Source organism: Bradyrhizobium sp. Leaf396 (genome assembly GCF_001424605.1).
GTDB classification, from domain to species: Bacteria; Pseudomonadota; Alphaproteobacteria; order Rhizobiales; family Xanthobacteraceae; genus Bradyrhizobium; species Bradyrhizobium japonicum_C.
The window spans coordinates 164641-178798 of record NZ_LMQJ01000014.1 but is presented as its reverse complement, the minus strand read 5'-3'; the positions used below and the strand labels follow the sequence as shown (position 1 = coordinate 178798).

At 62.3% G+C, this 14158-nt stretch carries 15 protein-coding genes and 2 pseudogenes; 4 read left to right on the top strand and 13 right to left on the bottom strand.

What is annotated here, in order from left to right:
- Positions 1-9 precede the first annotated feature (9 nt).
- Genes ASG57_RS16510 through ASG57_RS16475 form a run of 8 tightly spaced genes read right to left on the bottom strand, consistent with a single transcriptional unit; the run spans position 10 to position 7016 of the window.
- Entirely contained in the window at positions 10-1065 is a 1056-nt protein-coding gene (locus ASG57_RS16510; protein WP_082528983.1) for an extracellular solute-binding protein, read from the bottom strand.
- A gap of 46 nt (positions 1066-1111) precedes the next feature.
- A complete protein-coding gene (locus ASG57_RS16505; protein ID WP_024340640.1) occupies positions 1112-2278 on the bottom strand; it encodes an alpha-D-ribose 1-methylphosphonate 5-triphosphate diphosphatase in 1167 nt (388 codons plus the stop codon).
- A gap of 36 nt (positions 2279-2314) precedes the next feature.
- Complete coding sequence (locus tag ASG57_RS16500) at positions 2315-3058, bottom strand: ATP-binding cassette domain-containing protein (RefSeq protein WP_024340641.1); 744 nt, start codon at positions 3056-3058, stop codon at positions 2315-2317.
- A gap of 7 nt (positions 3059-3065) precedes the next feature.
- Positions 3066-3902 (bottom strand): ATP-binding cassette domain-containing protein, encoded by an 837-nt coding sequence (locus ASG57_RS16495; protein ID WP_057196837.1) that lies wholly within the window; start codon positions 3900-3902, stop codon positions 3066-3068.
- On the bottom strand, positions 3899-4756 hold the full coding sequence (locus ASG57_RS16490) for an alpha-D-ribose 1-methylphosphonate 5-phosphate C-P-lyase PhnJ (RefSeq protein WP_029674230.1): 858 nt from the start codon (positions 4754-4756) through the stop codon (positions 3899-3901). Before ASG57_RS16490 ends, ASG57_RS16495 begins: the two co-directional genes overlap by 4 nt.
- A complete protein-coding gene (locus tag ASG57_RS16485) occupies positions 4756-5964 on the bottom strand; it encodes a carbon-phosphorus lyase complex subunit PhnI (protein ID WP_082528982.1) in 1209 nt (402 codons plus the stop codon). The genes ASG57_RS16490 and ASG57_RS16485 overlap by 1 nt, the downstream gene beginning before the upstream one ends.
- A 1-nt stretch (position 5965) precedes the next feature.
- Positions 5966-6571 (bottom strand): phosphonate C-P lyase system protein PhnH, encoded by a 606-nt coding sequence (locus ASG57_RS16480; protein ID WP_024340645.1) that lies wholly within the window; start codon positions 6569-6571, stop codon positions 5966-5968.
- On the bottom strand, positions 6561-7016 hold the full coding sequence (locus tag ASG57_RS16475; RefSeq protein ID WP_024340646.1) for a phosphonate C-P lyase system protein PhnG: 456 nt from the start codon (positions 7014-7016) through the stop codon (positions 6561-6563). Before ASG57_RS16475 ends, ASG57_RS16480 begins: the two co-directional genes overlap by 11 nt.
- A gap of 142 nt (positions 7017-7158) precedes the next feature.
- Here ASG57_RS16475 and ASG57_RS39670 point away from each other — a divergent pair, with 142 nt between their 5' ends.
- Positions 7159-7284 carry a hypothetical protein gene (locus tag ASG57_RS39670; RefSeq protein ID WP_283806192.1) on the top strand — a complete coding sequence of 42 codons (126 nt, stop codon included), beginning with the start codon at positions 7159-7161 and terminating at the stop codon, positions 7282-7284.
- Positions 7285-7647: 363 nt separating this feature from the next.
- Here ASG57_RS39670 and ASG57_RS16470 read toward each other — a convergent pair.
- The 3 genes and pseudogenes from ASG57_RS16470 to ASG57_RS16460 form a co-directional block, all read right to left on the bottom strand.
- Positions 7648-8035, bottom strand: a pseudogene (locus ASG57_RS16470) (S26 family signal peptidase); the annotation flags it as partial.
- Positions 8036-8772: 737 nt separating this feature from the next.
- A complete protein-coding gene (locus ASG57_RS16465; protein WP_024340648.1) occupies positions 8773-9237 on the bottom strand; it encodes a DUF2840 domain-containing protein in 465 nt (154 codons plus the stop codon).
- Positions 9230-9504: pseudogene (locus tag ASG57_RS16460) on the bottom strand (helix-turn-helix transcriptional regulator). The gene ASG57_RS16465 and the pseudogene ASG57_RS16460 overlap by 8 nt, the downstream one beginning before the upstream one ends.
- A 283-nt stretch (positions 9505-9787) precedes the next feature.
- Between ASG57_RS16460 and ASG57_RS38725 the strand changes: the two are divergent.
- Positions 9788-9946, top strand: coding sequence for a hypothetical protein (locus ASG57_RS38725; RefSeq protein WP_196232384.1), 159 nt, complete (start codon positions 9788-9790; stop codon positions 9944-9946).
- A gap of 73 nt (positions 9947-10019) precedes the next feature.
- Here the strand turns inward: ASG57_RS38725 and ASG57_RS16455 are convergent, their stop codons facing one another.
- On the bottom strand, positions 10020-10289 hold the full coding sequence (locus tag ASG57_RS16455) for a conjugal transfer protein TraD (RefSeq protein WP_024340649.1): 270 nt from the start codon (positions 10287-10289) through the stop codon (positions 10020-10022).
- A gap of 1 nt (position 10290) precedes the next feature.
- The gene (locus ASG57_RS16450; RefSeq protein WP_024340650.1) at positions 10291-10617 is read right to left on the bottom strand and encodes a conjugal transfer protein TraD; all 327 of its coding nucleotides are present in this window, start codon (positions 10615-10617) and stop codon (positions 10291-10293) included.
- A 171-nt stretch (positions 10618-10788) separates the two neighbouring features.
- On the opposite strand from ASG57_RS16450, the gene traA reads away from it, so the two are divergent.
- Complete coding sequence (gene traA, locus ASG57_RS16445; protein ID WP_057196835.1) at positions 10789-13752, top strand: Ti-type conjugative transfer relaxase TraA; 2964 nt, start codon at positions 10789-10791, stop codon at positions 13750-13752.
- A gap of 128 nt (positions 13753-13880) precedes the next feature.
- Positions 13881-14096 carry a helix-turn-helix transcriptional regulator gene (locus tag ASG57_RS16440; RefSeq protein ID WP_057196834.1) on the top strand — a complete coding sequence of 72 codons (216 nt, stop codon included), beginning with the start codon at positions 13881-13883 and terminating at the stop codon, positions 14094-14096.
- Positions 14097-14158: the final 62 nt, after the last annotated feature.

Sequence of the window (14158 nt, the reverse complement as noted above, 5' to 3'; positions counted from 1 at the left end):
TCGTTCGGCCTACTTCGCGAGCTCAGCGGACTTGAGCGTGCTCGAAAGGTCGCCACCGCGGCTCACGATATCGGTGAACGCGCGCTTCAGCTTTGTCACCACGTCAGCCTGATGTTGCAAATCGAGAGCAACGACCTTCTCTACCTTAGGCATGACGTTGGCCACATCCGGAGGAACCGCCCCAGCGATGGCGGGTCGGAAATACGCCCGGGCGATAATCTCCTGCGCCTCGCTCGACAGTAGCCAATCAAAGAACGCCTTGGTCTCCTCAGGCATCGGCGCGCCCTTCGCCATCGACATGCCGACGTTGACGGACACCACGCCCTCCGAGGGGATAACGACGTCGACTGGCGCACCCTTCAACTTGTCGATGAGGATGTTCCCTTCGGCGTCGATCGTGATCGGGCATTCACCAGTTGCGAGCCGCGGCGCCACGATCTCGGTACGGAACTGCTGGCCATTCTTCTGGTAATCGCGCAGCCACGTCATGCCGGGAGTAAAATCATCCTTGCTTCCGCCGAGGATGAAGTTGATGCCATACATGAAAACCGATGCTGTGCCGGACCATGTCGGATCCATCGAACAGACGAGGCCCTTGTACTCTGGCTTCAGAAGGTCAGCCCAGCCCATCGGCGCCTTCAGATTGCGCTTGGCCAGAACATCTTTATTGACGCCGATCACGATATAAGCCGAGCCTACCGCCCACCAGTAACCTGCGGGCTCCTTAAGCGCCGCCGGAATCGCGTCGAAGCCCTTCGGCTTGTAGGGAACGGTCAAACCGGCCCGCTGCGCTTCGACCGCGATATCGAGAGCCCAATAGGCACCATTGGTCTGCGGGTTTCCGGCCTCCGCCTTCATCGCAGCAAGGGCAGTGCTCGAGCCGTTCTTTAGGTCGCGCGTGAGCTTGACGAGACCCTTCTTATCGTAGCCATCGGCCAGACCTCCCCAGTCCATGTACTTGCTAGGTAGATCGTAGATAGTCAGTAACTTCTGGGCAAGCGCCGGTGTGGCCGCGTAGGCCACAGCCAGAATAGCCAGCGTGCAACTACCAAAGAAACGTGTCATGGTTCACCTTTGCTGTGAGAGTCGAAAAGACCGGCGTAGATCGGCGTCAACTACGTTGAAACCGCAAATCGTGATAAACAATCTGTCCCTTAGCGATTGTTGCCTGAACAATCGGAAAGCCCATTTCCATCCTGACCACGGCGAGGTCAGCGCGCTTGTTGGGTTCGATGCGCCCGCGGTCGACGAGCCCGAGGGCATCGGCGGCGTTGGCCGCCAGCAACGCTGCGAGCTCCGGCCAGCTCACAAGTCGTTGCCTCAGCAGAAGGCCGCCAGCAGTCAAGAGAGAGGGGAGGTGATAGTCGGAGCAGAGGGAATCGAGCGCCAGCGCTTCGAGCGCGTCGACCGCATTGAGGTTTCCGCTCGAGGACCCGCCGCGCACGACGTTGGGCGCGGCCATGCTGACCTTCAGCCCGAGCGACTTTGCCTTCTGCGCCGCATCGAGGCGGACTGGCATCTCGGCCAGCCTACAGCCGTGCGCCGCCATGATCTCGACCTTCTCCGGAGTGTGGTCGTCGTGCGAGGCGATTAGCAGCCCAAGCAGCCGGGCCCGTTCACATACCCGAGCAACATGATCCCACTTGAGATGCTGGCGCGCTCCTTTCTCGGCGAGAATTCGGTCGAACTCCTCCTCGTCCGCCGCTGTGAGCTGGCGGTTAAGCGCCTTGTAGGCTTCAGAGGTCGCAAACTGCCCTTCACCCGGCGTGTGATCCATCAACGAGACGGCTTTGACACGCGGATGTTCGAGCGCAGTAAGGGTGTAGGTCGGATCTCCGGTGATCTCGTAGCGCAGATCGACCCAATGATCGACCAGTAGATGCTCGGCCTCGGCTAGCCGAGCTATCGAGTCCATGATCTCGCTCGACAATCGCTTGGACCGACCTTTGCTCTCCTCTTCGAAATATGCAATGGCATGAAACTTGGTCGTAATGCCCCAACCTGCGGCATTCTTGTCCGATTGAATAAGCCCGAGGTCAACCGGCATCCGACGCGCCGAGGCCTTCGGACCAAGCGCGCCGATCTCGAACTCGATGTCATCACCGTGAAGGTCAATGATGCCCGGGATCACATGCCCGCGACCAGCATCGATCACCTGGGTGGCTGACCCAGAGAACCGTTCGCCAATTGCGGCGATTTTGCCGTCTGCCACACTGATGTCGCCTTCGATAACGCGATCAGGCAGCACGATGATTGCGTTCTTGACAAGAATGTCCATACCAAAGTCTCACAGTTTACCGGAACATGCATTTGATCACGTAGCTTGCAACACCTCTGAAAACGTCCCAAACGCCTTCATTCGAGCGTCATCGATGACCATAACGCGATCGGCGAGTTGCTCGGCAGCGGCCATTTGATGCAAGATTGTGACGAGCGTACCTCCACCTGTCCGAGAGCGATGCCGCTGAAGCATGCCAACGACTTGTTGCATCATCCGCGGGTCAAGCGCGCTCACTGGCTCGTCCATCAGAAGCAGGCTCGGATTCCTCACCAGCGCGCAAGCGAGGTTGAGACGTTGGCGTTCGCCGGGGCTGAATGTCGAAGGAAAAAGCGGAAACAGCTTTCGCTTGATCTCAAGCTCGTCGAGTAGTTCCTCGGCACGCGCCCGTGCTTCTGCTTCCTCGAGCCCTGCTTCGATCCCGGTGGCGGTGACCACGTCGATCGCAGGCACGCGTGGCACGACGTGGATATGCTGGGGCAGATAGCCGACGCTGCGACGACGCAGCGCGATGAGATCAACGTCCGAGAGACTTGCAAGCTCAACACGGGAGCTCTCGGGCGACGGCTGTATCACAATCGCTCCGCTGCTCGCGCGGTACGCGCCAGCGAGCAACTTGAGTAGCGTCGACTTGCCAGCCCCCGTCTTTCCCATGATAACAAGCGAGGCGCCATGCTCGAGCGCGAATGAGGTCTCATGAAGCGCATTCAGCCGCGTCCCGCCGACCAGATGCAGCGTAAACGTCTTAGAAAGTCCGCTCACCTCGATGCAGTTCGACATAGGCGCCTCACGTGGTCGACGAGTGGATGAGAAGTTGGCTGTACGGCGCCTGCGGATCCTCGATGAGCTGCTCCACAGTCCCTCGCTCGATGACCCGCCCCGCTTTGAGCACGAGGGCGCGCGTCGCAAGCAGCCGCAGGACGTTCCAATCATGCGTAACAAGGAGCGCGGCGAAGCCGTGCTCGCGCTGCGCCTTGCGAATGAGGTCGAGCGTTCGCGCTTGGACCGAAACATCAAGCCCAGTGGTCGGCTCGTCGAACAGAATCACAGACGGGCGATGTACCAAGGCCTTAGCAATCTGAACTCGCTGCTTCATTCCGGCGCTGAGCCTACCCGTCCGGACGTCCATCAGACCCTGTAACTCCATGTAATCGAGCAGATACTGCGCGCGCGCGCGCATGTCGTCGATGCAACGCTCACCCGACGCCAGCAGCCGCTCGACCACATTGCCGCCCGAAGATATGCCCATGAGCAGGCCGCGGCTGGCATCCTGGTAGACAGTAGAAATGTGGACGTTGCTGAGATGCCGCTTCTCCTGGTCGGATGCCGAGTAAATCGAATGGAGCCCCCCGCGCCAGTTTGCCAGATGGGCCGCCCCGTAGTCGGGCACTGCCGCGAGGCTGAGGAGGTCCACCAACGTGGTCTTGCCGGCGCCGCTTTCGCCGACGATTCCGACTATCTCACCAGGAAAGAGATCGAGATCGAGACCACGCAACGCCCATACCGTCCCGCAATTCGGACACGCGTTGGCGTCAATCTCGCCCCACCTCGATTCGTCAACGCACTGTTCACATCCAGGGCCGAAGCGCTTGGTCAGCTTCCGGATACTCAGAAGGGGTTTCATGCGTTCGCTTCCTGCACGAGCGCCGCCCGCTGCTTTTCACACCAATTGCTGTCGGAGCAAACCCAGGCTGGACTGCCGTCGTCGCGCCAGAACTGCGTCAGAAAGCTGTGCGAGGAGCCACAGAGATGGCACGCAGCCCCCTCGAACCGCTCTACCCGGAAGGGATGATCGGTGAAGCCGAGGGGCTCGACACGCGAATGCGGTGGAATGGCGTAGATGCGCTTTTCGCGACCGGCTCCAAAGAGCACGATGCCAGAACAGTCGTGGAGCTTCGGAAGATCCCAGCGCGGCACGTGAGTCGGATCGAGCACGTAGCGCCCGTTGATTAGAACGGGATAACGACCGCCGATCATGATCTCGTGATTGTCAACAATACTCTCGTAGAGGCGTAGCCAGAGCTTCGAGTAGTCAGCCTCGGCGTGCATGCGGCGCGCGACGGCCTCGTTGGTCTCGAAGAAGCGCAGCGCATCGGGAAACGCGGATTGCAGAACGAGGATCTGGCCCAACCGGAGCCCTTCCTCGGGAATGCGGTGGCGCGACTGGATGAGCGTTGCCTCCGCGGGGTCATTTGTCGTTGCGTTACTGGTGACATCGACAATGAAACGCCGGAGGTTGACAGCATTGACTGTCTGGTCATCGCCTTCGTCGAACACTTTGACGACGTCGTCGGCGCCGATCAGCGACAACGTGATCTGCAGGCCGCCGCTGCCGAAACCCCGCGCAATCGGCACCTCCTCCGAAACGTAGGGCACCTGATAGCCGGGAATACACACGGCCTTCAGTACGGCCTTGCGCACGCACGCCTTCATGAACTCGTCGAGATAGGCGTACGGCAAACTCGTTGCGGGCGTCATCACGAGCCGACCTCCTTCGAGACAACACTCCCCATCGAGCGCACCTTGGCTGAGGTCACTGTGTCGGCCCCAGATGCCGGAAGGTTCCCTGATTCTGCTGCGGCCTGCGCCTCGGCCGCAGCATTGACACGATCGAGTATGGACGTGAACAGCATATAGTGCGGTAACTTCAGGTGATCGACGAAGCCCGAGCTCTCGACGCCATCGATGTGATAGAGGACAAACTCCTGGTCGTCGGCGGGGCCTTTCGCCTGGGGCTGCGAGAGATTTGCATCGAGCACCGACATGGCGATAGCCTTGGTCTCGTTCTGCCCAAACGATGCACCATAGCCGAGCTCAAATTGCGGACCGCACTTGGTATTGTGGGAGCTGATCATACCAACGCCGGTTGCTATCGACTCGCATTCGGTGAGCAATATCTCGCCAATCGAGACCTCTTCGCCGAGTTCAGGATGGATCACGCGAACCGGAACAAAGCCGACCCGCAACTCGGCGATGGTCGGATGAACGTGCCCATAGCCTCGGAGAGAGCTGTAGGCGAGCGCGGTTAGCGCGCCCGTCTCGCCGCGTGCGAGCGCCTGCAATCGGGCGCTGCGCGCCGGGCGCGGAAAGCGCATCGGCCGCATCGTGATGTCGTGGATCGGCGCATTTTCGCTTGAGTCCGGCAACGGCGCGACGAGGCCGCATCGCCGAAGAACATCGGCAACTTTTGGCATGGCGGCCGGAAGCTGTTGCAGATCTGGATCGGCTGCCAGCTCCACACTGCCTGCCTGCTGGTTGGATCCCGACTGCAGCGCTTCCTTCAAGAGCCGCACGGTATAATCGCGGGTGGGTCCGAGAAATTGGCCACCTGGTACCTCCTTGAACGCAGCAGATATCCGCCGGATCGCCCGCATCTCGGCGGTATCGGCTGGCAGCGTAGTACCCCAGCGCGGCAGGCAGGCGCGGAAAGCGCGCAGCAAGAACGCAGCCTCCATAAGATCCCCTTCAGCCTGCTGGATCGCAATTGCGGCGAGCCGCGGTGCATAGATCCCCGCCTCGGACATGACCTTGTAGACGGCGAAGCGAAGCCCACCTTCGATCGCCTCAGGTTGCGGGGCGGAAAGATCGTCTCGCTCGGGGTGAACAAGTCCCTTCCGGAACGCATCGATAAGGCCCTCGGCCTCGCGCATAGCGCGTTCACCACCTCTGACCACCGAATAACCCATATTACATCTCCACGATTGAAACCGTTGCGCCGCGCGGAAGGCCAACGATTGTACCGTTCTCGGCCAAAAGAACGGTATCGAAGCCCAAAGGAAACTCGGCACACGTTTCAGCGCGCGCTGTGAGCGCGCGTGGTGTGAGACCAGAGCAGGTGAAGGTCGAAGCCTCCGCGAGCCCGCCCGTCGAGACCTTAACGGTGAACATCGTATCCGGCTCAGTAGGTCCACCGACTTTGTGCTCGCCTAATTGAGGAACAAGCACGATTAGCGTTGCGCCCTCGTCCGGGAACATCGGAGTTCCACGATTGACGTTGGGTATCACGTCGCAAAGCTCCGAAGAGGTAGCGATGACGAGCGCGCTCTCCTCGATACTGCCGGCACTCCGGTCTGCTGCTTGACGCAGTATTGAGGCGTGCGCGAGCGCCGCCTCCGTCATATGCACAGCATCTGCCGCACTTGAGCATGCCCACAACACATTGAGGGGGGCTGGATTCGCCAATCGTCTCAGCTGCCCAGGAAAAGCAAACGCCTCGAGGACACAACGGAAGGCGGCCTGAACAGCCATCGGATCGTAGCTCGTGACCTCGCTAATCATGATCTTACCGGTCACGCGTGTAATCGGATGCCGAGTAGGCCTCGACGATCCCACCCTCAAACCGCACCCGGGTGCGAGCGACGGCCGCCCCCTGCTGTTCTCTCAGCTCGGAAACCACCTTCATCTCACCCACTAGGCGATCGCCTATCCGCTGGGATCTGTTGCCGTCAGCCCCACATAACGCCAGCACTGCTGCGGCGGCCACGGCATCCTGCGGATCCTCCCCGACCCGCAAGGCATAGCCGCGGATCCCTTCGACCTCGACAACAGCCTCAACAGCTGCGACTTCGCCGAGGTAGAATGTGGATCCCATTACCCCTTCGCGCAACGCCTGCATCAGGCGCACGCGGCGAGCTGGCTTAATGTGGACGATGCGATCAACCGCGACGCGCTCTTCGGCTAGAATGGCTGTGAGCGCAGACGGCCGCGCAGCCATGCACATCTCGAAGGTGCGTTTCATTCCGTTACGTTCCATTACGTTCCCCGACTCCCGACGGTCGCTTCAACTTGTCTAGACCTGTAACGGGATCAGATGTCAGGCATGTGACCGAGCTGGCCACGGTTTCTTTGGACACGATATTGTCCAACGAAACCGACGAGGAATGAAGCTCACGAAAGATTGCTCGGGGCGGCTGCCGGTTCTCGGCGCCACCGCTGTGGCCCGTTATGCCGGCAACAAGCCTGAACTGGCGGCGTGGACCAATTCGCTTCTGGCGCGGCGTACTTGAGCGGCGATTACTTTTACGGTCCATCAAACGAGGAATATCCACCGCTTATGACGTGACATTTCGCAATCGCTTATAACGGTCTGGTTGCAGGTTCGAGTCCTGCCGGGCCCACCATGAAATTAATCGCTTATGGGGTAGCGACAATGCACAGCATCGTCCCGAGGGATTGCAACGGTGCCATCGTGCTCGCGGCCTTCAAGGGAGGAGCGCTCGCGCGCCGGCCTGGCGGCCGCTCTTGACCGCCGCTCTGCGCGACGGCGGTGCGAGTCTTGGCCGGGACGGAGGAATGGTCCGCGTTGCGACCGAACAAAGGAATATCGGAAGGTTTGCAGGCTTGCGGCAAGATCAGTCCTCCCTGCTGGTTCAAAGAGGCACGGCCTTTCCGATGATCGCGCTTATCGGCAGCACCCCGAAATATCGCCAATCGAGCGAGTCCGCCGACTGCCAATTCATGAGGAAGACTTCGCCGTCGGCGATGACGCGGCAGCCCTGCCAGATGGGCATCGGATAGCCGCGGCTGTCGTGGTCGCGTGCCGCACCCATCTCGATCTGGTCCACCGTGACGGTGAGATGGTCACGGCAAACCGTCTGGCCAGGAAGCGCCAGCACGCGCCTCAGCGGGAGAACGTGCTGGGGCAGATAGCCGCCATCGGCGAGAAAGGTTGCGAGCGGTTGAGGTGCCTTGATCGCGACCAGTTCGGTGACGAACAGTCGGCTGCAGCCGATAGAGACCGATGGGCACGCTGTCCGATCGCGGTAGGGACGCTCATTGCTGAGCGCCCCCCGCACAGAACCGTACGTGCGGCTTTCCCGCATACGGCTCCCACCTCGGGTGAATGACGGCAAACTTGCCGTATGCGCTCCAGCGCCTGTGACACGCTTGTCCGGCTCGGCGTCCGGGACATGCTTTGCTGGCCCGCATTCCCTTTGGTCCCTGCCCTTGGCTCCACCGGCTCCGCAGCGGATCGCTCCGCCTCGTTCGTCGGTTTCACAGCTACTATGACGGGGTCTGACTTCTCACACTCGTTCATCATCGGCTACGGCTCCTCGCCTTCCCGATGCGGACCTTGGGGGCATAAAGCCATCGGTCGAACGTGAGACCTCCCAGGTTCCGACGCGTTCCTTTCGTGCGTGATGACGCCTTCGACCACGGCAGAGCGTCAGCCCCTCGCATAGCGGGACCGCACATGTTGCCTTCGACGTTGCTTACCGTCTCGGCCTCTGCGATTTTATGGCTTTCGCGGCTCAATCGCTCACCCCACACGATCGCTGTGTACGCTTCGCAGCCGCCGTCACCGGCGACCACGCAACACTCGCTACCGGGCGCCCGCTACGGCTTACCCGCACCGGTCTTCCACCGGCTGGACCGCGCCAGCTTTCCTGGCGCACAAGCATTCCATATGAAGAATGCGGTCGGTTTCGTGCCGATCGAGGACAGCAAAGTCATCGCTGCCGCCAGCGTTGCGAAAAGCATCACTGCGCGGCCGGTCACGGCGCGATCCTCCGCCGCTTCAGCCACACCTGATGACGCGACCGCGTGTAAGCGCGCGGAGCTTCATTGACGGACAGGCGGTTGTGGACGTGGTGCCAGTAGTCGGGCGCGGCGTCGGCCGGGTCGATGCCAAGCCCCTCAACGGCGTCCACAATCTGCAGCACGCGTTCGACCTTCGGCCAGCCGGACGACCGCAACAGGATATCGCCGCCGGGCTGCACATAGGGCACAGTCGCGCGGGGCTCCCCGGGACCGACGGCGCGCAGAATGTCGATACGCGAGATGAGGGTGCCGAAGTCGTTCGAGGTCCAGCGCACGAAGGCGAAAATGCAGCCCGGCGCAAACGACAGGATGCGCCGCCGCTGGTCCAGAATCTGCTCCCGGGCATGGCGACCGAAGCGAATCCAGTTCTCGATGCGCTTCTCCAGCCACAAGAGCTCGACATGGGTGAGATCACTCATGCCGTTCCTCCTTCCGCCGAGAAGGTTGTGAGCCTCGTCCGAGGACGGTCCCGGTGCCGGGATCCGAGGTCGAGGTCTTGGCGCCGCGGTCCGCCCAGGCTTTCAGGTCCTCGAGCGCGTAGACGACGCGTCCGCCGAGCTTCCGGTAAGCGGGACCGGTACCGTAGGTGCGGTGCTTTTCCAGCGCGCGGCCGGACAGGCCGAGGAATCGGGCGGCTTCGGGGTGCGCATGTATGGCGGCGGCAAGCCCGCTTTCGGATCGGACATCCGAAAAACTCCGCAATCTCGTGGAGCGCCCGCGAGGGCTACCATCGCATTTGCTCGCGTCTATCATGACATTGGTATGTGGACCGACCGCGAACTCGCCTACCTGGAGCCGTAGGAAGCACGGGCCGAGGCTGCCCGAGCAGAGCGTGCGCCGCCGCTGGATGGCCAACTGATCGCTGACATCATCCACTGGCACCACAAGCTCACGGCGTATGCCGGGCCCAATGCCACGATCATAAATGCGGTACAAAAGGCTGACTGGATCGATGCCACTGAGGGGCGCGTGCGCAAAGGACTGTCGCGGGCACAGATCGCGGCCGTCTCCGCCGCGATCCCGCCGCTCGGCTTTGCCGACACGCTTATGCGGCTCGCCGCCGATCTCAACCATGGACGCAAGCTCGGCGGGTTGTTGCGGGTGCTCTCCCAAGTCTACAAGTGGTGACGAACATGCAATTGAATAGCGCGATGGCGGGCAGCGCTGCGATATTTGGAGTCTCCGCGCCGCCCGCCATCGATCATGCCCTATCCTGCGGCGTTTCCTGCAAGATGGTGGGCGCATCTGTCGCCCGTTCCACAGCGAATGCCTCCTTTCCCTTTGCAGCCCAGAGCGCTCTCGCCTGTTCGCCTTGATTGCTTTTGAGCCTGTCTGCCATCCAGAGCAGCGCGCCGAAGATGATGGCGCGATCATCGCCGGTCAGGTCCACGATCCTGGCTTTGACGACAAGGCCGCCCAATTCGATAAGGTGCCGCGTGCGCTTGCGGCGCTCGACCTGCCAGGTGCGCATATCATGCCGCGCCCTTGCTGCCTGTTGACGGTGGCGCGCCGCCCGGTTGCGCCCGAGCGCCGCCAGTGTGGCGCTCAGCTGCCGGTGCAGTTCGCCGCACCCGGCTCTGAAAGAACGCAGCTCCTCGCCTGGCCCACGCCTCCCTCTTTCCAGCATCTTTGGCCTCAGTCAGCACGATCAGCGCGCCTGCCAGCTCATCGACGTTGAGGCTATCTGCCCCGGTGGCGATGACCAGCTCGCCGAGCTGCTGCACCTTGCGGCTCTTGAGGTCGCGCGCCTTGTCCTGAAGCGCTTTCAGTTCCCCGTCGAAATCCCGCGGCTTGCGCATCACGTCCTCCAGCAATGTTGATGAGGGGATGATAGTTGAGCCCTGGGCATAATGCTGTAGGGTCGCCGGGACGGTTTGAGACGGTGTAATCCCGCCCGAGAATTTTTCGAGGGAGGGCGCGCTTATACGTCGTTCCGACGTGCGCTCTGGCGTGCCACTGATCCGATCGCGATGGCGATCTATCATCTTCACGTCAAGGTCATTGGCCGCAAGTCTGGCTCCAGCGCGGTGGCGTCAGCTGCCTACCGCTCGGGCTCGCGGCTGCGGGACGAGCGGCTTGATCGCAGCCACGATTTTTCCTCCAAGCGCGGCGTCGTCCATTCCGAGGTGCTGCTGCCGGAGAATGCGCCGGAGGCATGGAGCGACCGCGAACGGCTCTGGAACGATGTCGAGGCGTTCGAGGTCCGCAAGGACGCCCAGCTTGCCCGCGAAGTGGAATTCGCCCTTCCGCGCGAAATGACACAGGCACAGGGCATCGAACTCGCCCGCGACTTCGTGCAGGCCGAGTTCGTCGATCAGGGCATGATCGCCGATCTCAATGTGCATTTGGACATCGGCGAGGACGGCATGCCCAAACCCCATGCGCATGTCATGCTGACCATGCGCGCGGTGGATGAGAACGGTTTTGGCCAGAAGGTCCGGGACTGGAACCGCACCGAGGTGGTCGAGCGCTGGCGTGAACGCTGGGCCGAGCTTGCCAACGAACGGTTGGCCGAACTCGACATCGATGCACGCATCGACCATCGGAGCCTGGAAGCACAGGGCATCGCACTTGAGCCACAAAATAAGATCGGTGCGCCCGCCAAACGTATCGAGGACCGGGGCATCGAGGGCGAAGCGACCGAGGCTGACCGCGCCGAGATGCACCGCGAGATCGCGCGCGGCAATGGCGCGCGGATCATCGCCGATCCTTCGCTTGCATTGGACGCGATCACGCAGCAGCAATCGACTTTCACGCAGCGAGACCTGGCGAAGTTCGCGCACCGTCACAGCGACGGTCTGGACCAGTTCAATGAGGTCATGGGCGCGATGCGTAGCGCTCCAGATCTTGTCGAACTCGGCAAGGACGCTCGCGGAGAAGATCGTTTCACCACCCGCGAGATGATCGAGGCCGAACGGCGCCTGCACCGCGCCGCCGAGCTAATGGCGGAACGGGAGCGCCATGAGGTGCGTGGCGCGGACCGCGAAGCCGCTTTGGCGCGAGCTGAACAGAGCGGCCTTGTGCTGTCGGGCGAGCAGGCTGACGCCCTGGTGCATGTCACGAAAGGGCGCGATCTCGGCATCGTGGTCGGCTATGCCGGGACCGGCAAGAGCGCCATGCTGAGCGTGGCGCGGAAGGCATGGGAGGCGGCGGGCTATGAGGTCCGGGGCGTGGCACTTTCCGGCATCGCGGCGGAAAACCTCGAAAGCGGATCGGGCATCGCGTCGCGGACCATCGCCAGCATGGAACACGGCTGGGGCCAGAGCCGCGACCTGCTCAGCGCGCGCGATGTCGTGGTGATCGACGAGGCGGGCATGGTCGGCACGCGCCAGTTGGAGCGCGTGCTGTCTCATGCTTTCGAAGCTGGCGCAAAAGTGGTGCTGGTCGGCGATCCCAAGCAGTTGCAATCCATCGAGGCCGGCGCGGCCTTCCGCTCGATCCATGAGCGTCACGGCGGCGTCGAGATCGGCGAGGTGCGCCGCCAGCGCCAGGACTGGCAGCGCGATGCCACGCGCGATCTGGCGACCGGCAGGACCGGCGAAGCGCTTGAAGCCTACCGCTCCCATGGCATGGTGCACGACGCGCAAACCCGAGAGGAGGCGCGCGGCGATCTTATCGAGCGCTGGGACCGTGAGCGGCAGGCGTCATCGGATAAGAGCCGCATCATCCTCACCCATACCAATGACGAGGTGCGGGCCCTAAACGAGGCTGCGCGGATGCGGATGCGTGCCGCCGGTGATCTCGGCAATGAGGTGCGTGTGACAGTCGAGCGGGGCGACCGCGGCTTCGCCAGCGGGGACCGGGTCATGTTCCTGCAAAACGAACGAGGCCTTGGCGTCAAGAACGGCACACTCGGGGCCATCGAACAGGTGAGCGCTCAGTCCGTGACCGTTCAGACCGACGACGGCCGATCCGTTCGCTTCGACCTCAAGGAATACAATCGGATCGACCACGGTTATGCGGCGACGATCCATAAGGCGCAGGGCATGACTGTGGACCGCATCCATGTGCTGGCGACGCCGGGCATGGATGCCCATAGCAGCTATGTGGCCCTGTCACGACACCGCGATGGCATGGAGCTGCATTATGGCCGCGACGATTTTGCCAATCCGGACCGCCTCACCCGAACCCTGTCGCGTGACCGGGCCAAGGACATGGCCTCGGACTACGAGCAGCGCGATCCGGCGCAAGGCTATGCCGAGCGGCGCGGGATCATCTTCGGCGAGCGCGTTGCCGAGATCGTGCGCAGGGTCGTGCCCGAGAGGGTGCGCAACATATTCGATGGCCTGCGCCCGTCTGCCGAAGCCGTGCCTGGCGCGGGCAGCGCGCGGACGCCGGGGCGGGAAGCGCCGGAAAGGAAGGTGGTGGAAGACCCGGAAAAGGAATTGCGTCGCGTGCGTACCCGTGCGCTCGTCCGCCATGCCCGCGCCGTGGATGCGATCTTCGATACGCAGGAGCGGGGTGGCAAGGTCAGCCCGGAGCAGGTGAAGGAATTGCAGGAGGCCCGCAAGGTCTTCGAGCAGGTGCGGCCCTATGGCTCGCACGACGCCGAAGCCGCCTACAAGAAAAATCCGGAACTGGTCCGCGAGGCGGCTGGCGGCCAGGTCAACCGCGCGATCCGCGCTCTGCAGCTCGAAACCGAGCTGCAGACCGATCCGAGCCGCCGCGCCGACCGTTTCGTGGAACGCTGGCAGAAGCTCGACCACACCAGCCAGCGTCAGTATCAGGCGGGCGACATCGCCGGCTACAAGGCGACGCGCTCGGCGATGGGCGACATGGCGAAAAGCCTCGAACGCGATCCGCAGATGGAATCCATCCTCGCCAACCGAAAGATCGAACTCGGAATCCACATCGAGTCGGGCCGCCGGCTCGGCCTCGAACTCGCTTTCAATCATGGCATCGACCTCGGCAGAGGCCGGGGCCTCGGACTTTAACTCCGCCTAACTTCCGTCGCCTGTACGCCACGGTACGACGACGCGAAATGCGCGCTTGCGCGACCGTCACTGCTTGTTCTGTCTGGATCAGCAGCAGCCAGAAACAGCCAGCAGGAGGCAGCGCAACCATGCGGGAGCCAGACCGTATCGTCCGCCTCAAAACCGTCCTTTTCCGAACCGGGCTGTCCCGATCCACCATCTACCGCAAGATCATTGAGGGCACATTCCCACCCCAGATCAGGATCAGCATCCATGGCGCTGGCTGGCGTGAATCCGACATCAACCGCTGGATCGCCGATCCGGTGTCCTGGCGTCCGAAAGGTCAGTTTGATGAGGTCTGTTGAGGCCGTTGCGGACTTCGAGAAGGTCGGCATTCATGCCGGTGATGACGAGGATGGCAATGTGT